Genomic DNA, 19,768 nt, shown 5'->3' with positions numbered 1-19,768 from the left:
GTAGCCTGAGTGAGACGCCCTGGCAGCGCAAGCAGCGCCATTGGTCAACAAATATGCGAATCAGGGCTATACAAGCTCGTGAAAGCGAGTATGGTGTGGGCACTGCTACTGCAATAGTTACTCGATACCTGCTTGATGTTGCTTCATTTTCATCTCCTGGCTCGTCTCACTCTCGCATTACAGTCCCGCTAGCGAATGTCTCGCTAACGTGGTTGTTCCCCCTACACCTGGAGATACTCATGTCCAATCGTGAAAATGGCACCGTCAAGTGGTTCAACGATGAGAAAGGCTACGGCTTCATCACCCCGGAAAGCGGCGCCGACCTGTTCGTGCACTACCGCTCCATCGAAAGCGCCGGCTTCAAGAGCCTGAGCGAAGGCCAGAAGGTCACTTTCGTGGCTGTCAAAGGCCAGAAGGGTATGCAAGCTGACCAGGTTCAAGTCGTCTAACGACTGATCCGGTTGCAGAAAGGCCCCGCTTCGGCGGGGCTTTTTCGTTTCTGGGGTTTAGCATTCAAGCCAGCCTTACCACGCTTCACTCCGACCCCCAGCTGGCAATCAAACGTCCAGGCGCGGCCAACGCCCCTTCCAGCAGGGCGAACGCAATCGTTGCGTAAGGGGTCGAGCGGCATGGATGCCGCGAGAGTCGCGAGGGCCAGGGAAGGCCCTTCGCGGCGGGCCCCTGGAGCGACGATGGAGAGAGCGGACCCCGGCGCAACCGGGGCCGGATGGCGGGGCAAGCGTTTTTGCTTACTTTTGTGCGGGGCGCGCAGCCGCGATTGAAAAAAGTGAGTCGCCCGGCGGGGCGAAACAAAAGTATCCCCAAAGCACGATAACGAGCTGAGCAACCGCTTTTACCGAAAGCCGGGCTTCACTCAGCCCTTGTCATACGCCCTTTCCAACGCCTCATTGAGTGTCCTTAGCACCTTGACCCGCGCGAATCGCTTGTCGTTGGCCTCCACCAGCGTCCAGGGCGCGATGGCCGTGCTGGTCTGCACCACCATGTCGTTGACGGCCTGGCTGTAGAGATCCCACTTGTCGCGATTGCGCCAGTCGTCCTCGGTGATCTTGAATCGCTTGAAGGGTGTTTCCTCGCGGGCGCGGAAACGCTCCAGCTGGGTGTCCTGGTCGATGGCCAGCCAGAACTTGGCCAGCACGATGCCAGCGTCGTGGAGCTGTTCCTCGAATTCGTTGATCTCGCCATAGGCGCGCTGCCAATCGGCCATGGGCGTCAATTCTTCTACCCGCTCCACCAGCACCCGGCCGTACCAGGAACGATCGAAGATGGTGAAGTTGCCCTGCCGCGGGATGTGCCGCCAGAAGCGCCAGAGATAGGGCTGGGCCAGTTCCTCGTCGCTGGGCGCGGCGACCGGGACGATGCGGTACTGGCGTGGGTCCAGGGCGCCGGTGACGCGGCGGATGGCACTGCCCTTGCCAGCGGCGTCATTGCCCTCGAAGGCCGCCACCAGGGCGTGGCGGCGATACTTCTTGTCGCGCAGCAGCCGGGCCAGGCGCGCCTGTTCGGCGAGCAACTGATCGTTGTAGTCGGCCTTGTCCAGGCGCTGGGTCAGGTCCATGGCCTCCAGCACACCGCGACCATCCACCGGCGGCGACACCACGGCGGCGGCCCGGCGCTGCTTGCGCGGCTTGTTGGCCAGGGCGCGCTGCAAGGCCTTGAGCAGCACGGTGCCGACGGTCAGGCTGCGAAAACGCTCGTCGAAGCCGGGCACCACGTGCCAGGGGGCGTAGTCGTGATGGGTGCGGCGCACCACGCGTTCGCCCTGCTTGACGAAACGGTCGTAGACCCGGGCCTGGCGCCAGTCCAGCGGACTAAGCTTCCAGCCCAGGCGGGGATCGTTCTTGAGGTGCTTCAGACGCTGCTTGAGCTGGCTCTTGGACAGGTGGAACCAGAACTTGAGGATCAGCGCGCCCTCGTCCGCCAGCATCCGCTCGAAGCGCTCCGCCTGGTCGATGGCGGCGTCCAGCTCGAAGCGACTGAGCTCCTTGTTGACCCGCGCGTGCAGCATCTGGCTGTACCAGTTGCCGAAGAAGACACCGGTCCGGCCCTTGCCCGGCAGCCGCTGCCAGTAACGCCAGGCAGGCGGATGCTGGCGCTCCTCGACGGTGGGCTGCAGAAAGGTCTCGACCCGGATCAGACGCGGATCCATCCACTCGTTGAGCAGCTTGACCGTCTCGCCCTTACCAGCGCCCTCGATGCCATTGATCAGCACGATTACCGGGAAACGCCCCTGCGCCTTGAGTTCGTACTGGGCGGCCAGCAGTGCCTCGCGCAGCTTGGGCAGCTTGGCATCGTAGGTGGCCTCGTCGAGCAGGTGTTCGTTCTCGGCGGCTTCGAACATCCGGATCTCCTCGCTAGGTGGTCGGGCAACTATAGCCCTTCTGACCGGCTCTGCAGCAGACCGTGCCCGGCGCGGATTTCCATGACGGCAATATGACGATTAAATGAAATTTGGCATCTACGGCTGTTGCAGTGGTCTTCACACCATTACGCTCCCGCGCTAGCGGGTGCTGCAGTCTATCTATTGAGGAGAGTTCGATGGCCTTTCGTTTCGATGCGCGGCAACCGGCTGACGAGGAAGTCCGCCGAGTGGTGACGGATCGTCTGGTCCAGGCTGAAGCGTCGCTGGCGAGCGGGACCCCCAAGGGGGTGCACGAGACGCGCAAGCGCCTCAAGGAATTGCGTGCCCTGCTGCGTCTGCTGCACGGCGCCCTCGGCAAGCGGGCCTTCGCCAGTCGCAACCGGCGCCTGCGCGACCTGGGCCGCGAGCTCTCTTCGCTCCGCGACAGCGCCGCCCTGGTGGAGAGCTGGGACAAACTGGGCGAGTCCGATCGCAAGCGTTTCGCCTCGCCCGCCATGAAGCGCGTGCGCCAGCGCCTGCAGGAGCGCGCCGACCAGCAGATCGCCGCGGCCAGCGGTCATCCCGAACTGCTCGACGAACTGGCGGCCCTGCGCGAGGAGGTAGCCGGCTGGAAACTTTCCGGAAAGGGCTTCGCCCTCTTCACCCGAGGACTGGAAGACAACTACAAGGCCGGGCGCCAGGCGCTCAAGACCGCCCGCGACAAGCCCACCGACGAGACCCTGCACGACTGGCGCAAGCGGGTGAAGGATCACTGGTACCACACCCAGTTGCTCGCCGCGGCCTGGCCGGCGGAGTTCAAGACGCGCCAGAAGAGCCTCAAGCGCCTCTCGGAATACCTGGGCGACGACCACGACCTGGCGGTGATGCAGCAGCTGCTGGAAAGCGAGCCGACGCTGTTCGGCGCCAGCAACACCCGCCAGGCCATCGGCGAAAGCCTGGCCTTGCAGCGCCAGCACCTGCAGGTGAAAGCCTTTTCCCTGGGCCTGCGCCTCTACCTCGACAAGCCCACTACCCTCGCCGAGCGCTGGCGCGATCTCTGGCGCCTGGCCAGCCACCCTTATGCACCCCGCAAGGCCAAGGGCAAATCCAAGGCGGCACCGGCTGGATTGCTGCCGCATCTGGTCGAAGAATCCCGTACCTGAGGGCCTGCTCGGGGGATTTGTCGCCCGTGGTGGTGGTCCAAGCCAGGACATACCACCACGACGAGGTCTCGCGCGATGAAATCCAAGCTGCTCGCTTCCCTGTTTGCCTGTTCCGTCCTGGCCAGCACCGCGGCCCTGGCCGACCAGCCCGGTGCTGACTGGATGCCCATGAACGACGTCAAGTCCAAGCTCATGGAGCAGGGCTATACCTCGATCACCAAGATCGAAGCCGATGACGGTCAGTGGGAAGGCGAAGGCATGAAGAAAGATGGTATGAAGTACGACTTCCATGCCGACGCCAAGACCGGCAAGATCACCAAGGAAAAGATGGACATGTGATTTCTCGGGATCTGGCCATACGGCCAGGTCCCCTTCGCCCTACCATCTCCTCCCGCACCCTCTTCGTCCGGTCGGCCCGTCCTGAGCCACCTTTCTTCACCTAGGAACCTCCATGTACAGTACCGCTTTGGTCGAGCTGCTGCGCACCCACGAGCGGGCGCTGCTCGACGCCTGGATCGGCGCCCAGCGCGCCGCCGGCATGCGCGTCGACCTGCTCGACGAAACCACCATCCTGGCCAATTCCGCCGAGTTCCTGCGGCGGATCACGGTAGCCGCGGCCCAGGGTCTCGGGGACCTGCGCGAGCCGCACTGGCAGCCGGTACGGGCGCTGCTGGAGCGCTTCTCCTTCGACCAGAGCCGGGCGGGCCTGACACCTTCGCAGACGGCGACCTTCGTCTTCTCGCTCAAGGAACCGCTGTTCACCCTGATCCAGAACGAGTGTGACGATCCCCTCGCCGAAATCTGGGCCGCCACCCGGCTGATCGACGACCTCGGCCTGTACAGCATGGAAAGCTACATGACGGGTCGCGAGACGGTGATCCGCGAGCAGCAGGAAAGCATGCTGGAGCTGTCCACCCCCGTGGTGGAGCTGTGGGACGGCATCCTGGCCATTCCGTTGATCGGCGCGCTGGACAGCAACCGCACCCAGGTGGTGATGGAGTCGCTGCTGGAAAAGATCGTCCAGACCGAATCCGACATCGCCATCATCGACATCACCGGTGTGCCCACGGTGGATACCATGGTCGCCCAGCACCTGCTCAAGACCGTGACCGCCGCGCGGCTGATGGGCGCCCAGTGCATCATCAGCGGCATCCGCCCGCAGATCGCCGCCACCATCGTCCACCTGGGCGTGGAACTCGGCGATGTGATCACCAAGGCGTCCCTGGCCGATGCCTTCCGCCTGGCCTTGCGCCAGCAGGGCGTGCGCCTGGCCGCCCCGACCGCGCGCTGAGGAGCCCGCCATGATCGACCGGATTCCCATCCTCAAACTGGGTCCCTTCCTGTTGCTGAGCATCCAGGTGGACATGCACGACCAGCTGGCGCTGGACCTGCAGGAAGACCTCACCGAGCAGATCGTCCGGCATAAGGCCAAGGGCGTGCTCATCGACATCTCGGCCCTGGAAATCGTCGATTCCTTCATTGGCCGGATGCTGTCCCATATCGCCCAGGTATCGCGCATCCTCGATGCCAAGGTGATCGTGGTCGGCATGCAGCCGGCGGTGGCCATCACCCTGGTGGAACTGGGGCTGTCGCTGGATGGCATCGCCACGGCGCTGAACATGGAAAAGGGCATGCGCCGCTTGGAAGCCATGGTCGCCGACGACGAATCGCTGGAGGAGTCAGAGAGTGGCGAAGATGCAGACGCTTCCACTCCGCCAGGAGACTGACATCGTGCTGATCCGTCAGCAGGTGCGCAAGGTCGCCGAAACCATCCGTCTGGGGCTGATCTCCCAGACCAAGATCGTCACCGCGGCCAGCGAGATCGCGCGCAATGGCCTGGTCTACGGCCTGGGCGGCGAATGCCTGATCGAGGAGACGGTGCGGGCCGGCAAGCCGGCGATCCGTCTGGTGATCCGCGACAACGGTCCGGGCATCGCCGACCTCGACCGCGCCATGGTCGATGGCTACACCTCGGGCAAGGGCCTGGGGCTGGGGCTCTCCGGTTCGCGACGGCTGGTGGACGACTTCCATATCGATAGCCAGCCCGGCCAGGGCACGACCGTCGAATTGTGGAAGTGGCGATGAACGAGCAGCCGTGCAGCCTGGTGCTGCCGGTGACCAGCACGGTCCATGTCGATGCCGCGCGGCGCGCCCTGGTGCGGCTGGCGGGCACCGTCACCACCGACGAAACCCTGCTCGGGCGGCTGACCATCGTCGCTCAGGAACTGGGTTACAACCTGATCCGCCATGCCGGTCACGGCGAACTCTTCGCGACCCTGGGCGCCGAAGGCGTGCTCGACGTCCTGGCGGTTGATCGTGGCCCGGGCATGCACGACGTCGCCCGCTGCCTGACCGATCACTACAGCACCGCGGCCACCCTGGGGGCAGGTCTCGGCGCGATCCGCCGGCAATCCGATGTCTTCGATATCCACTCGCGACCGGGTCAAGGGACCGTGGTGCTGGCGCGCTTTCATCTCGCTGGGGCACCCAGTACCCGTCTGCAGCATGGCGCCCTCTGCACACCACACCCCGAGGAGCAGGTCTGTGGCGACACCTGGGCGGTCAGCGGGCGTCGCCTGCTGGTATGCGATGGCCTGGGACACGGCCAGCAGGCCGCCGCGGCCAGTCGCCGGGCGCGGGAGCTGTTCCTGCGCCAGGGCACGCACCTGCCCCTGCAGCGGCTGATGGAAAATCTGCATCAGGCCCTGATGGAAACCCGCGGCGCGGCCCTGGCCCTCGCCGAGCTGGACCCCGATCAGGGTCAGGTGAGCTTCTGTGGCATCGGCAACATCGCCGGGCGCCTGCTCGGCAACACCTCGCGCAGTCTGGTGTCCAACAATGGCACCCTGGGCTACCGGATCGGTCGGATCCAGACCTTCACCTACCCTTGGACGCCAGGCACCCTGCTGGTGTTGAACTCCGACGGACTGACCTCCAAGGTCGGCCTGGGCGAGCACTCCGGGCTCGGGGCGCGCCATCCCGCGCTGATCGCAGCGCTCCTGCATCGTGACTTCCGGCGTCTTTCCGACGATGCCACCGTTTTGGTACTCAAGCATGTCTGACGCCCTGCCCCTGCTGACCCTTCCCTTGCGCAGCGAGCAGGACATCGTGCACTGCCGCCAGGCGGCCAAACGCCTGGCCGCGGCCCTGGAATGGCCGGTACTGGAGCAGATCCGCCTGGCTACCGCGGTCTCCGAGCTGGCGCGCAACATCCACCAGTACGCGGGCAGCGGCCAGTTCGACTTCGCCCTGCTGCGCGGCGACGACCAGCGACTGCGAGGGCTGCAGGTCCGCGCCCTCGACCAGGGCCCGGGTATCGCCGAGCTGGAGGCCATCCGCGACGGCAGCTATCGCTCCAGCACCGGCATGGGCATCGGCCTGCGCGGCGCCCAGCGGCTGTTCGAAGAGTTCGATCTCCAGACCTCCCCTGCCGGCACCCGGATCACCGCCTGCAAGTACCAGGCGCCGCGGCCCTGGCCCGAGCAGGACCTGCTGCGCGCCCTGGTCGTCGAATTGCAAGGCAGTACGCCGCCCGATCCCTATCAGCAGATCCGCCTGCAGAGCGAAGAGCTGCTGCTGACCAACACCGAGCTGCAGTTGCGCCAGTCGGAGCTGGAGGTCACCAACAAGGAGCTGGAAAACACCAATCAGGGCGTGGTGGCGCTCTATTCGGAACTGGAAAAGGCTACCCAGGAACTCAAGGAGGCCAGCGAGGCGAAGACCCGTTTCTTCTCCAACATGACCCATGAATTCCGCACCCCGATCAACATCATCGAGAACGTCGCCAAGCTGCTCGCCAGTGGCGTGGATGGCGCGCTCAATGCCGAGCAGCAGCGCCAGGTGCGCTTCATCAGCGACGCCGCGCTGGAGCTGGCCAATCTGGTCAGCGAGCTGCTGGCGCTGGCCGAGGTGCAGTCCGGCCGCCTGACCATCGTGCCCCAGCCGTTCCAGCTGGGCGCCTTCATCGAGCGCCTCGACCAGTTCGCCATGGCCCTGGCGCCGCGCTATCCCCAGGTCAGCTTCAGCGTCGCCCCGCCGCCGGCGGAGGTGCTGCTGGAAACCGACGAGAGCCGGCTGTTCCAGGTGCTGCGCAATCTGATCTCCAACGCCTTCAAGTACACCCCCCGGGGGCAGGTGCGCATCCAGGTGTTCCAGCCGGACGACGCCACCCTGGAATTCCTGGTGGAAGACAGCGGGATCGGCATCGCCGAGGAAGACCAGCAGAAGATCTTCGAGGAGTTCGAGCGCATCCGCTCGCCGCACCTGACCCATATCGAAGGCACCGGCCTGGGCCTGCCCCTGGCCCAGCGCCTGGCCGTGCTGCTCAAGGGCGAATTGTCCCTCGACAGCCTGGTCGGACGGGGCAGTCGCTTCACCCTGCGGCTGCCCCGTCGCTACGTCAGTGACGCGGAGGCCGGGCAGGAACTGGATCTCAGCAATCTGACCGTGCTGGTGATCGAAGACAACGAAGGCGATCGCTATCTGGTCCGTCGCACCCTCGAACGCCTCAACCCGGTCCTGCTGGAGGCCGACAGCGCCCGTAGCAGCCTGGATCGCCTCAATGCCGTGCGCCCGGACATCATCATCCTCGACCTCGATCTGCCGGACATCAATGGCGAAGACCTGCTCGCCAGCATGGACTGGAGCATGCATCGCCGGGTGCTGATCAACACCGCCCAGCCACTGGACGAGGCCGGTCGCCTGCGGCTGCAGGACTATTGCCGCGCCATCCTGTTCAAGCACGCCCCCGATCATGCCGAACGGTTGCTCGCCGAGGTCTGCGCCCTGGCGCGGAGCCTGACCAATGACTAGCCCTGTGCGGCGTATCCTCATCATCGATGACACCGAAGCCAATCGCTATGTGCTGCGCAAGATCCTGGAAGGTCAGCCGCACTACCAGGTGCTCGAAGCGGCCAGCGGCACCGCCGGGCTGGCGCTGATCGACGCGTCGGTCGAGCTGGTGATCATCGACGTCAATCTGCCGGACACCACCGGCTTCGAACTGATCCAGGCCATCGAGCACAAGCTGGGCTGGGGTCGCCTGCCCGCCATCATCAACATCTCGGCCACCTTCGTGTCCGGCCTGGACCGGGCGCAGGGCTTCAATACCGGCGCCCAGGCCTATCTGACCCATCCGATCAGTCCGGAAGAGGTGCTGGCCACCGTCGGTGCCCTGCTCAAGGCCAGTTCCCGGGTCGGACACATGGAGCAGCAGCGCAATTCGGCCATCGCCCGCAGCGAGAATCTGCAGGCGGAAAAGGTCATGCTCGAACGCTTCATGAGATCGCTCAACCATGACCTGCGCTCACCGCTCACCGCCGCCACCATGGTGGTCAACCTGATGCAGCGCAGTCCGGCGCGGCGTACCGACGATCTCCTGCAGACGCTGCACGACAATCTGCAGCGGATGAACCAGATGATCACCGACGTGCTGGACATCAGTCACATGAGTCTGGGCGGCGGCGTCCGTCTCAACGGCGATCCCCTGGTGCTGGGGCCGCTGCTGGAAGAGGCGGCGGCCAATCTGCGCCTGCAATTCAGCAACGCGCTCGACCTCCAGCTGGAGACGCCCGAGCTGGAGGTGCTCTGGGACAGGTACGCCTTCCTGCGTATCTTCGACAACCTGGTGCTCAACGCCGCCAAGCATGGCCAGAGCGGTACGCCGATTCAGGTGCGCCAGCAGCGGATCGGGGAGCGGGTGGTGCTGGAATTGCGCAACCTCGGCCAGTTCCCCGACGAGGTCCTGGCCAATCTGGCCACGCCCTATTTCATCTCCACCCGCAGCGACAAACGCGGTTGGGGTCTGGGCCTGCCCATCGTCAAGGCGCTCAGCGAGAGCTTTGGTGGCGAGGCGCGCTTCGCCAACGGCGCGGGCGAGGTGATCATTACCCTGCACCTGCCGTTGCGGCTGGCCTAGCGGTTTTCGGGACGCGGTACCGCTGGTTGTAGGTTGGGCTGAGCGCAGCGAAACCCAACACCACCACGGCACCCTGCCTTGTTGGGCTTCGACAATGAAGCTGTCTCAGCCCAACCTACCCTTGCCCTCAGAACTCGATCTGCACATCCCCCTTCGGAATGCTGCAGCAGGACAGGATGTAGCCTTCGGCTTCATCTTCCTCGGTGATGCCACCGTTGTGGTCCATGACCACCTCGCCGCTCTTCTTGAGTACCTTGCAGGTCCCGCAGATGCCCATGCCGCAGGCCTTGGGAATGTGCAGGCCAAGCTTGGCCGCGGCGCCGTGGATGGTCTCGCCAGGGCCGATGCTGACGCTCTTGTCGCTCTCGGTGAAGGAGATCAGGCACTGGGCTTCCAGGGGAATCGGCGGCAGGTCGGCGGCGGCTTCGGCCTGTTCGGCGGCCTCGACCTTGGCTTCCGGCGGCGTCGCACCGAAGGATTCCTCATGGTAGCGGGTCATGTCGAAGTCCAGCTCGCGGAGCATGGCCTTGACGGCGTTCATGTAGGGCGTGGGGCCGCAGCAGAAGATTTCGCGCTCGCGGAAGTCCGGTGCCATCAGCTCCAGCATGCGGCGATCGAAGTAGCCACGGAAGCCGGCCCAGGATTCGCCGTGCTCGGTGCGCTCGCACACCAGGTTCAGGGCGAAGTTGTCGATCCGGGCAGCCATGTGCTCCAGCTCGCCCTGGTAGATGATGTCGCGCGGGGTGCGGGCGCTGTGCACGAAGACCATGTCGACGCTGGCGTTGGTGTCGTAGAACCAGCGCGCCATGGACATCACCGGGGTGATACCGACGCCGCCGGAGAGGTAGAGCACCTTGTCGGCCGGGTAGTCGATGGCGTTGAACAGGCCGACCGGGCCATGCACGGCCAGGTTCTCACCGACCTTGAGGTTGTCGTGCAGCCAGTTGGACACCAGGCCGCCCGGCACGCGCTTGACGGTGATGGAGAAGCTGTAGGGCACCGAAGGCGAACTGGAGATGGTGTAGGAACGCATCACCTGCTTGCCATCGATCTCCAGTTCCAGGGTCACGAACTGGCCCGGCTTGAAGAAGTACATCAGCGGAATTTCGGCCGTGAAGCAGAAGGTGCGCACGTCCCAGGTTTCCTGGATCACCTTGACGCAGCGCACGGGATGGCGGCCATTGGTCCAGGTCTGGGTGGTAACAGGGTTGATGAAAGTGTTCATGGCGCACCTCGACTGCCACTGGGGCTATTGGCGGCGATTCTGTGAGGGCCCCACGACCGCCACTTTCCCAATCGCGACATCCACATGCCGATGGCGACCGGCCCAGCAACGGCAAGGGCTGGGGCGTCGTGAACAGCGTCGGCCATGTCGCCCATGAGCAAGGCCCTCTCCCAGCTCCGGCCCCACACTCCGCCCCAAGCCGAACCTGAACAGCGCGCGACGGGCGAAGTCTGGGATCATTCGGCGCTCCCGCCCCGTCGGCCGAAAAAGCCTTGCAGTACCGTGACCAACCACTTTCGCCACCCATCGCGGTGGCCACGAGGATGTACGATGGACGTCAGCACCTTGAGTTTGGGCGACCCTCTCGATCCGGCCCGCAAGGCCACGGCCGAGATGCTGCGCACCCGCGAGCGCACCTATTCCCTGCCCCAGCCCTTCTACAACGACGAGCGCCTGTTCCAGATCGACATGCAGGAGATCTTCGGCAAGGAATGGCTGATCGCCGGCATGACCTGCGAGATCCCCACCAAGGGCAACTTCATCACCCTGCAGCTGGGCGACAACCCCATCCTGGTGATCCGTGGCGCCGAGGGCAAGATCCACGCCTTCCACAACGTCTGCCGTCACCGCGGCTCGCGCCTCTGCGTGAGCGACAAGGGCAAGGTCGCCAAGCTGGTCTGCCCCTACCACCAGTGGACCTACGAGCTGGACGGCCGCCTGCTGTTCGCCGGCACCGAGATGGGCGCCGACTTCAACATGGCCGACTTCAACCTCAAGCCGATCCACGTCAAGACCGCTGGCGGCTACATCTTCATCTCCCTGGCCGATGAACCGCCGGCCATCGATGACTTCCTGCGTACGCTCGAGCACTACATGGAGCCGTACGACATGGAGAACGCCAAGGTCGCGGTGCGTACCGACCTGGTCGAGCAGGCCAACTGGAAGCTGGTGCTGGAAAACAACCGCGAGTGCTATCACTGCAGCGGCTCCCACCCCGAATTGCTGAACACCCTGCTGGAATGGGACGACGTCACCGATCCGCGTGCCTCCCAGGCGTTCAAGGATCAGGTCGCCGCCTGCACCAGTCGCTGGGACGCCGACAACATCCCCTATGCCCACGCCAGCTTCGGCCTGCGTAACCGCATCGTGCGCATGCCGCTGCTCGCCGGTACCGTGTCCATGACCCTGGACGGCAAGCCCGGCTGCAAGAAACTCATGGGTCGCATCAAGGACCCGGACCTGGGTTCCATGCGCATCCTGCACCTGCCGCACTCCTGGAACCACTGCATGGGCGATCACATGATCGTCTTCACCGTCTGGCCGCTGGGTCCGACCGAGACCGTGGTGACCACCAAGTGGCTGGTACACAAGGATGCCGTGGAAGGCGTCGACTACGATCCGGTCAACCTGCGCAAGGTCTGGGATGCCACCAACGACCAGGATCGTCGCCTGGCCGAGGAAAACCAGCGCGGTATCAACTCCAAGGCCTACCAGCCGGGTCCCTACTCAAAGACTTACGAATTCGGCGTGATCAACTTCATCGACTGGTACAGCGAGCGCCTGCTCAACAACCTCGGCGAAGAGGCGCCAGCCGGCCATCTGCGCCAGGTCAGCGGCGACTGAAGACGGTTGGTCTTTCATCGCCCATGGAGCCGCAAGGGCTCCATGGGCATTTCAATAATCTGTCTTTATGGCAATGCGGTTTTTTGACGCACCCTTATTTCGCGTCTTTATTCTAAAACATCACATAAAGTTGTGAGCCTGGTCATATTTTGTACCCTCTTCCACAGGCTCATCATGACTCTTCGCTCGCTGTCCATCGCTACTCGCAATCTGCTCTGTTTTGGCATTCTTGCGACGCTTGTCGCCGCCCTCGGCCTGTTCGGCTGGTTCCAGTTGGCGCAAATCCGCCAGTTGGGGCACCAGGTAGAACAGCGCCATATTCCCACGCTCGTCGCTGCTAATGATTTGGGACTGCTGCTGGCGCGAACCCGCATCGAAACCCTGCGTCTGCTGGCCATGCCCGATGCCGAAACCCTGGCCAACACCCGCAAGAAGCTGGACGGCCTGAGTACCGACGTCCAGGCCGCCTTCGGGCGCTATCAGCAAGGTGCGCTATCGCCACAGAGCCGGCAGGCACTGGACGATCTGCGCCAGGTGCACCGGGAATACATGCAGGGCGTGCGGCAACTGGCTGACCTGGCCAGTGCCGGCCAGATGGCCGAGGCGCGCCAGGTAGTCCAGCAGAGCATGGCACAGCTGGGTATCCGGATGAATGCCTGCATCGAGACGCTGCGCAACGCGGTTCAGCAGGATATCCATCTTGCCAGTACCGAGGCCGATACCGCCTATGAGCGCTCAAACGGCGTGACCGGGCTGGCGATCCTGCTGGCTCTGACCCTCACCGGGTTGCTCGCCTGGCGCCTGACACGTAGCGTCGCCCGCCCCATTGCCCAGGCAGTGGCGGCAGCCCGTACCATCGCCGCGGGTGATCTGACCCAGGCGCTCGATAGCCGTGGTAGGGACGAGGCGGCCCAGCTGTTGCAGGCCATGCAGCAGATGCAGACCCACTTGCGCGAGACCCTCGCGCACATTGGCAATTCGGCCACTCAGCTGGCTTCGGCCGCCGAGGAGATGACCGCGGTGACTCAGGAAAGCGCCCACGGCCTGCGCCAGCAGAACAGCGAGATCGAGCTGGCGGCCACCGCCGTCACCGAGATGAGCCAGGCGGTCGAAGAGGTCGCCGGCAATGCCGGTTCGACCTCCACCGCGTCGCGCGAGGCCGCCCAGACGGCGGCCCAGGGCCAGCGCCAGCTGGATGAGACCCTCGGAGCCATCGAAGCCCTCACCGACCAGGTCCTCGGCGCCAGTGCCCAGGCCCGTGAGCTGGAAAGCCAGACTCGCGACATCAGTCAGGTGCTGGACGTGATCCGTGCGGTGGCCGAGCAGACCAATCTGCTGGCGCTCAACGCCGCCATCGAGGCCGCCCGAGCCGGTGAGGCGGGCCGCGGCTTTGCCGTGGTGGCCGACGAGGTACGGGCCCTGGCCAAGCGCACCGGGGACTCGACCAGCGAGATCGAGAAGATGATCGGCAGTATCCAGCAGGGCACTGGCCAGACCGTCGATGCGCTGCTGAGCAGTGCCGATCAGGCACGCCTGACCCGGGAACAGGCCCAGGCGGCCAATGCCGGCCTCGCTGCCATCGCAGGTGCGGTATCCGGCATCGACGAACGCAACCTGCTGATCGCCAGCGCTGCCGAGCAGCAGGCCCAGGTGGCCCGTGAAGTGGATCGCAACCTGGTACGCATCCGCGACCTCTCGGTGCAGACCGCCGCCGGCGCCGAGCAGACCTACAGTGCCAGCCAGCAGATGGCGGCACTGGCGGATACCCTCAGCGGCCAGGTGCAGCGCTTCCACTTCTAGCGGCAAGTCGAACATGGCGAATGGTCAGCCCGGACGCAGTGTCGGTGCCTAGATCTGATTTAAGACGAATGACCATCAAGTCACGGCGGTCCTAGCCGTTACAAAGAGCCTCAATCTTCACCGGGGCTGCCGCCGTGACCTTTCGTTCCTTCTCCATCGCCATCCGCAGTGTGCTGTGTTTCGGCCTCCTGGCCATCCTCGTGGCCAGTCTGGGCCTGTTCGGGCTGCTGCAACTGTCGCAGATCCGTACCCAGGGTCAGGTAATCGAGACCAACAACGTTCCCAGCATCGTCGAAGCCGATAACCTGGCCCTGCAACTCGCCCGGACCCGAGTCGAGGTACTGCGCCTGCTGGCCATTCCGGACGCCAATACCGTCGTCAACACGCGCAAGAAGATCGACGGCATCAACGCCGACATTGGTGCGGGTTTCGGTCGCTATGAAAAACTCGTCAGCAGCGATCGCGAGCGCCAGGCCTTCGATGCCCTGCGCCAGATCCATAGCGACTATGTCCGCTATACCGCGCAACTGGCCGATCTGATTGGTGCTGGCAAGCTCGACGAAGCCCGCAGCCTGATCCAGACCAGCATGGCCCAGCTCGGTGCGCAGATGAACGAGCGCACCGAAGCCCTGCGCAAGATCAACCAGGAAGACATCAAGGCCGCCTCCCAGAACTCCAGCGACACCTACACCCAGGCCACCTCCATCACCTGGATGGTCATCGCCCTGGCCCTGGGCCTGACCGTGCTGCTGGCCTGGCGCCTGACCCTGAGCATGACCCGGCCCATCGCCGAAGCCGTCGCCGCCGCCCGGACCATCGCCAGCGGCGACCTGACCCAGACCCTGGACACCCGTGGTCACGACGAGGCCGCCCAGTTGCTGCAGGCCATGCAGCAGATGCAGGCCAACCTGCGCGATACCCTGGGTCACCTGGGCCATTCCGCTACTCAGCTGGCCTCGGCCGCCGAGGAAATGACCGCGGTCATGCAGGAAAGCGCCCACGGCCTGCAGCAGCAGAACAGCGAGATCGAGATGGCGGCCACCGCCGTCACCGAGATGAGCCAGGCAGTGGACGAGGTGGCCGGCAATGCCACCTCCACCTCCTCCGAATCGCGCCAGGCCGCCGATACCGCACGTCAGGGCCAGCGTCAGCTCGGCGATACCCTGGGCGCCATCGAGGTACTCACCGAAAACGTACTGGGCGCCAGCGAACAGGCCCGCCAGCTGGCCGAACAGACCCGCAACATCAGCCAGGTGCTGGACGTCATCCGCGCGGTCGCCGAACAGACCAACCTGCTGGCGCTCAACGCTGCCATCGAAGCCGCCCGTGCCGGTGATGCCGGTCGGGGGTTCGCCGTGGTCGCCGACGAGGTCCGCGCCCTGGCCCATCGCACCGGCGAGTCCACCCGCGAAATCGAAGGCATGATCGGCAGCATCCAGCAGGGTACCGGCCAGACCGTCGATGCGCTGCTGACCAGCGCCGACCAGGCGCGCCAGACCCGCGAGCAGGCACAGTCGGCCAACGCCGCCCTGGCCGCCATCGCCCAGTCGGTGTCGGGCATCGACGAGCGCAACCTGGTGATCGCCAGCGCGGCCGAAGAGCAGGCCCAGGTGGCCCGCGAGGTGGACCGCAATCTGGTGCGCATCCGCGATCTGTCGGTGCAGACCGCCGCCGGCGCCGAACAGACCCGCGCCGCCAGCCAGCAGCTCTCCGAACTGGCGGTGGAACTCAACGGCCAGATCCGCCGCTTCCGCGTGTGACCTGGCCGGCAGGGACGCTCCTGCCGAACGCGGTCGCGGTGGCAAAACAGAAAGGCGCCCGCTACGCTGGCGCCTTCGCCCACCGCGCCCTTCTCGCATGAGCTACCGCTACGTCATCTTCGACTTCGACGGCACCCTGGCGGACAGCCTGCCCTTTCTGCTGAGCTGCCTCGGCGAGCTGGCGCGGACCCATGGCTTTCGCCAGCCGGCGCCGGAGGAGTGGCCGCAGCTGCGCGCCGCCTCCCTGACCGGCCTGCTCGACAGCCTGGGCATCCCGCTGTGGCGCGTACCGCGGATCGCCCGTCACTATCGCCGCCTGCTGGCCCAGCGGGGCGACCAGGTCGCTCCCTTCGCCGAGATCCCCCAGGCACTCGACCGGTTGCAGACCAGCGGACTGCAGCTGGGGCTGGCGACCTCCAATTCCGCCGCCGCGGTCCACCAGGTACTGCCCCAGGCCGGACATCTGTTCCCCGATGGCGAATTCGATATTCCCCTGCTGGGCAAGGCGCGGCGCCTGGCGCGCCTGATCCGCCGGCAGGGCGTCGCGCCGGCCGATGCGCTCTATGTGGGCGACGAGCTACGCGATCTCCAGGCCGCGCGCCGCGCGGGTCTGGGCTGTGCTGCGGTGGCCTGGGGCTATGGTTGCCCGACCACCCTACGAGCGCAGCGCCCCGATCTCTTTTTCGAACAGCCAGCCGAGCTGCTCCGGCTGACGTCCTCTCCCTGCTGAAGGAATGCCCATGAAGTCTCTGTTGCTGGTCGCTGGTCTCTGTCTGAGCGGTGTGCTGCACGCCGCCGAACTGCAGGTGCGAGTGGAGACGGTCGATGCCTCGGGGGGCCAGCTGCTGCTGGCGGTGTTCGCCAGCGAAGACGCCTGGAAGGAACACAAGACACCCGTGGCCCAGGCCCATATCGCCGCCCAGCCAGGTGTCCAGCAACAGCGCTTCGAGCTGCCACCCGGGCGCTATGCCGTATCGGTCATCCACGACAGCAACAGCAACAGCACGCTGGATACCAATTTCATCGGCATGCCCACCGAACAATACGGCTACAGCAACAATCCGCCGCTACGCATGCGCATGGCCACCTTCGAGGAATGTGCCTTTACCCTGCCAGCGGCTGGCCTGCAGCAACAGGTGACGCTGCGCTAGCGAGTGGCTTCATGCACAGGCTTCCAAACAGAAAATCAACAGACTTACCCACAGGTCGTTTAGCGGAGATGGCTAAGCTACGCGCTGAACAAGAGTGGATAACTCTCTGGGCCTACGCAAGAAATCCCTTGACTTGAGAATACGCCAAGAAACTGGTCATTATTTGATCAATTCTCTGCAAGCCGCGTCAGTCATGGCCTTCAGGACAGAACGAACAACCTATCCACAGGCCTATGCAACTCTATTGTGGGTTGTGGAAAACCCTCGAAAATGAATTGATCATTTTTTGTACGATCCTCTGCAAGCCTTGCCAACCCTGGCCTACAGGGTGGGTCCCACATCTTTTCCACAGGCACGCACACAGTAGATGTGGGAAACCGGGCTCTGGCGGCGTCACTCCGCTCTTCATCCGAGCCGTTCCGTATTGGCTATTTTTTGATCGATTTTAGCCTGGCTTCCATCCTTCGAGTTGCTGACAACTTGCCCAAGGCTTATCCACAGCCTTTACCTGTCAGGCAATGACGGCAAAGGACGCTTTCGTACGCGGGTTGACTGATCTGATCAGCGCGTACCGAATTCGATCAACAAGGCAAACCCTGCCGCAGGCCTTCTGGCACGGGCCTTTGCGTCTATAGCGAACAGACTGCCCACAGAGTTATACACAGGCCCAGGGTCGTTCAAGCATAAAAAAAGACCGCCTAAGCGGTCTTTTTGAAGCGCAGGTGCATGCTCAACGCGCGGTGCGCACGCTATCCGACAGCTGCTTGCAGAGCCCGAGCACGCCATCGATGGCGGCACCGGAAGATTCGGCCTTGGCGATCTGATCGACGAAAGCCGAGCCCACCACTACGCCATCGGCAATCCGAGCGATCACCCGGGCCTGTTCCGGAGTACGGATACCAAAGCCGACCGCCAGGGGCAGGTCGGTAAAGCGGCGCAGACGTGCCACAGCAGCCTCGACATGCTCCGTGGTAGCCGAACCGGCCCCGGTCACGCCGGCGACGGAAACGTAATAGACGAAACCGGAACTGGTATTGAGCACTCGCGGCAGGCGGGCGTCATCGGTGGTCGGCGTGGTCAGGCGAATGAAGTCGATATCGGCGGCCTGGGCGGGCAGCGCCAGCTCGGCGTCATGCTCGGGGGGCAGATCGACCACGATCAGGCCATCCACGCCAGCCTCGGCGGCTTCAGCCAGAAAGCGCTCCACGCCATAGCGATGGATGGGGTTGTAGTAGCCCATCAGCACCAGTGGTGTCTCCCGCTCTTCGCGGCGGAAGTCCCGCACCATCTCCAGGGTCTTGGCCAGGTTCTGGCCACCTTGCAGGGCACGCAGGGCAGCAGCCTGGATGGCCGGACCGTCGGCCATGGGATCGGTGAAGGGCATGCCCAGTTCGATGACGTCGGCACCGGCCGCCGGCAGGCCCTTGAGGATCGCCAGGGCGGTGTCATAGTCCGGGTCGCCTGCGGTGGTGTAGGTGACCAGAGCCGCGCGGCCCTCGGCCTTCAGCGCGGCGAAGCGGGTTTCCAGGCGGCTCATAGCTTGTCTCCCAGGTGGCTCATCACGGTCTGCATATCCTTGTCGCCGCGGCCCGAGAGGCAGATCACCATGAGGTGGTCCTTGGGCAGGTGCGGAGCGCGCTTGTAGGCCTCGGCCAGGGCGTGAGCGGATTCCAGCGCCGGGATGATGCCTTCCAGGCGGCAGGTCTGGTGGAAGGCGGTGAGCGCCTCGTCATCGTTGATCGGTACGTATTCCACCCGTTGCACATCGTGCAGGTGGGCGTGCTCCGGGCCGATGCCGGGATAGTCCAGGCCAGCGGAAATGGAGTGGGCGTCGATGATCTGGCCGTCGTCGTCCTGCAGCAGGAAGGTGCGGTTGCCGTGCAGCACTCCGGGTACCCCGCCGTTGAGGCTGGAGGCGTGCTTGTTGGTGTCTACGCCGTGACCACCGGCTTCGACGCCGACGATGGCGACGTCGGTGTCATCGAGGAACTCGTGGAACAGGCCCATGGCATTGGAGCCACCGCCGACGCAGGCGATCAGGCTGTCGGGCAGACGCCCTTCCTTTTCCAGGATCTGCGCGCGAGTCTCACGGCCGATCACCGCCTGGAAGTCGCGGACCATGGCCGGATAGGGGTGCGGACCGGCCACGGTGCCGATCAGGTAGAAGGTGTCGGCGACATTGGTCACCCAATCGCGCAGGGCCTCGTTCATGGCGTCCTTGAGGGTACCGGTACCGGCGGTGACTGGAATCACCTCGGCGCCCAGCAGCTTCATGCGGAAGACGTTGGCCTGCTGGCGATCGATGTCGGTGGTGCCCATGTAGATGACGCAGGGCAGGCCGAAGCGCGCGGCCACGGTGGCGGTGGCCACACCGTGCATGCCGGCACCGGTCTCGGCGATGATGCGGGTCTTGCCCATGCGCTTGGCCAGCAGGATCTGGCCAATGCAGTTGTTGATCTTGTGCGCGCCGGTGTGGTTCAGCTCTTCGCGCTTGAGATAGATCTTGGCGCCACCGAAGTGCTCGGTCAGGCGCTCGGCGAAGTACAACGGATTGGGCCGGCCGATGTAGTCGCGCTGGAAATAGGCCAGCTGCTCGAGAAACGCCGGATCTTCCATGGCGGTCTCGTATTCGCGCTGCAGATCTAGGATCAGCGGCATCAGGGTTTCGGCGACATAGCGGCCACCGAACTGGCCGAACATGCCTTGAGCGTCGGGGCCCTGGCGATAAGCGGTCTGGGTCATGGGATTCTCCTGCGAAGATGGATCTACC

Annotated in this window: 18 protein-coding genes; 14 read left to right on the top strand and 4 right to left on the bottom strand. The window is 64.6% G+C overall.

Annotated elements, in window-relative coordinates; all coding sequences use genetic code 11:
- The first annotated feature begins 239 nt into the window (after positions 1–239).
- Positions 240–449 carry a cold-shock protein gene (locus ACWPW1_RS00810; protein ID WP_007160189.1) on the top strand — a complete coding sequence of 70 codons (210 nt, stop codon included), beginning with the start codon at positions 240–242 and terminating at the stop codon, positions 447–449.
- Between the two features lie 425 nt (positions 450–874).
- Here ACWPW1_RS00810 and pap read toward each other — a convergent pair whose 3' ends face one another.
- Positions 875–2,359 carry a polyphosphate:AMP phosphotransferase gene (gene pap, locus ACWPW1_RS00805; RefSeq protein ID WP_059313051.1) on the bottom strand — a complete coding sequence of 495 codons (1,485 nt, stop codon included), beginning with the start codon at positions 2,357–2,359 and terminating at the stop codon, positions 875–877.
- A 197-nt stretch (positions 2,360–2,556) separates the two neighbouring features.
- Here pap and ACWPW1_RS00800 point away from each other — a divergent pair, with 197 nt between their 5' ends.
- The 8 genes from ACWPW1_RS00800 (at position 2,557) to ACWPW1_RS00765 (ending at position 9,439) form a co-directional block, all read left to right on the top strand.
- Positions 2,557–3,522: a CHAD domain-containing protein gene (locus tag ACWPW1_RS00800; RefSeq protein WP_434775391.1), complete on the top strand. Its 966-nt coding sequence runs from the start codon at positions 2,557–2,559 to the stop codon at positions 3,520–3,522.
- A 75-nt stretch (positions 3,523–3,597) separates the two neighbouring features.
- Positions 3,598–3,861, top strand: a complete 264-nt coding sequence (locus ACWPW1_RS00795; RefSeq protein WP_007160186.1) for a PepSY domain-containing protein — start codon at positions 3,598–3,600, stop codon at positions 3,859–3,861.
- A 112-nt stretch (positions 3,862–3,973) separates the two neighbouring features.
- Complete coding sequence (locus ACWPW1_RS00790) at positions 3,974–4,813, top strand: STAS domain-containing protein (protein WP_271653508.1); 840 nt, start codon at positions 3,974–3,976, stop codon at positions 4,811–4,813.
- 13 nt (positions 4,814–4,826) lie between these two features.
- A complete protein-coding gene (locus ACWPW1_RS00785; protein WP_059316792.1) occupies positions 4,827–5,249 on the top strand; it encodes an STAS domain-containing protein in 423 nt (140 codons plus the stop codon).
- 4 nt (positions 5,250–5,253) lie between these two features.
- The gene (locus ACWPW1_RS00780; protein ID WP_434775390.1) at positions 5,254–5,607 is read left to right on the top strand and encodes an ATP-binding protein; all 354 of its coding nucleotides are present in this window, start codon (positions 5,254–5,256) and stop codon (positions 5,605–5,607) included.
- Positions 5,604–6,584, top strand: coding sequence for a SpoIIE family protein phosphatase (locus tag ACWPW1_RS00775; protein WP_059313046.1), 981 nt, complete (start codon positions 5,604–5,606; stop codon positions 6,582–6,584). The genes ACWPW1_RS00780 and ACWPW1_RS00775 overlap by 4 nt, the downstream gene beginning before the upstream one ends.
- Entirely contained in the window at positions 6,577–8,334 is a 1,758-nt protein-coding gene (locus ACWPW1_RS00770; RefSeq protein WP_454252282.1) for an ATP-binding protein, read from the top strand. The genes ACWPW1_RS00775 and ACWPW1_RS00770 overlap by 8 nt, the downstream gene beginning before the upstream one ends.
- The gene (locus tag ACWPW1_RS00765; RefSeq protein WP_313648580.1) at positions 8,327–9,439 is read left to right on the top strand and encodes a response regulator; all 1,113 of its coding nucleotides are present in this window, start codon (positions 8,327–8,329) and stop codon (positions 9,437–9,439) included. Before ACWPW1_RS00770 ends, ACWPW1_RS00765 begins: the two co-directional genes overlap by 8 nt.
- Before the next feature lie 127 nt (positions 9,440–9,566).
- On the opposite strand, the gene ACWPW1_RS00760 is transcribed toward ACWPW1_RS00765, so the two are convergent.
- Positions 9,567–10,664, bottom strand: a complete 1,098-nt coding sequence (locus ACWPW1_RS00760) for a hybrid-cluster NAD(P)-dependent oxidoreductase (protein WP_271653505.1) — start codon at positions 10,662–10,664, stop codon at positions 9,567–9,569.
- A gap of 330 nt (positions 10,665–10,994) precedes the next feature.
- On the opposite strand from ACWPW1_RS00760, the gene gbcA reads away from it, so the two are divergent.
- From gbcA to ACWPW1_RS00735, 5 genes are all read left to right on the top strand, one after another.
- On the top strand, positions 10,995–12,287 hold the full coding sequence (gene gbcA, locus ACWPW1_RS00755) for a glycine-betaine demethylase subunit GbcA (protein ID WP_059313042.1): 1,293 nt from the start codon (positions 10,995–10,997) through the stop codon (positions 12,285–12,287).
- Between the two features lie 174 nt (positions 12,288–12,461).
- Positions 12,462–14,087: a methyl-accepting chemotaxis protein gene (locus ACWPW1_RS00750; RefSeq protein WP_454252281.1), complete on the top strand. Its 1,626-nt coding sequence runs from the start codon at positions 12,462–12,464 to the stop codon at positions 14,085–14,087.
- Between the two features lie 134 nt (positions 14,088–14,221).
- Positions 14,222–15,847, top strand: a complete 1,626-nt coding sequence (locus ACWPW1_RS00745; protein WP_434775387.1) for a methyl-accepting chemotaxis protein — start codon at positions 14,222–14,224, stop codon at positions 15,845–15,847.
- A gap of 97 nt (positions 15,848–15,944) precedes the next feature.
- Entirely contained in the window at positions 15,945–16,577 is a 633-nt protein-coding gene (locus ACWPW1_RS00740) for an HAD hydrolase-like protein (RefSeq protein ID WP_271653502.1), read from the top strand.
- A gap of 10 nt (positions 16,578–16,587) precedes the next feature.
- On the top strand, positions 16,588–16,998 hold the full coding sequence (locus tag ACWPW1_RS00735) for a DUF2141 domain-containing protein (RefSeq protein WP_323148994.1): 411 nt from the start codon (positions 16,588–16,590) through the stop codon (positions 16,996–16,998).
- Positions 16,999–17,728: 730 nt separating this feature from the next.
- Here the strand turns inward: ACWPW1_RS00735 and trpA are convergent.
- Both trpA and trpB read right to left on the bottom strand, forming a co-directional pair.
- On the bottom strand, positions 17,729–18,535 hold the full coding sequence (gene trpA, locus ACWPW1_RS00730; RefSeq protein WP_271653500.1) for a tryptophan synthase subunit alpha: 807 nt from the start codon (positions 18,533–18,535) through the stop codon (positions 17,729–17,731).
- On the bottom strand, positions 18,532–19,740 hold the full coding sequence (trpB, locus tag ACWPW1_RS00725) for a tryptophan synthase subunit beta (RefSeq protein ID WP_454252280.1): 1,209 nt from the start codon (positions 19,738–19,740) through the stop codon (positions 18,532–18,534). Before trpB ends, trpA begins: the two co-directional genes overlap by 4 nt.
- Positions 19,741–19,768 lie beyond the last annotated feature (28 nt).

It is taken from the genome of Pseudomonas sp. Marseille-Q7302 (assembly GCF_965111925.1).
Note: the sequence above shows the minus strand (reverse complement) of the source record. Positions and strands in the feature narration are given on the sequence as shown.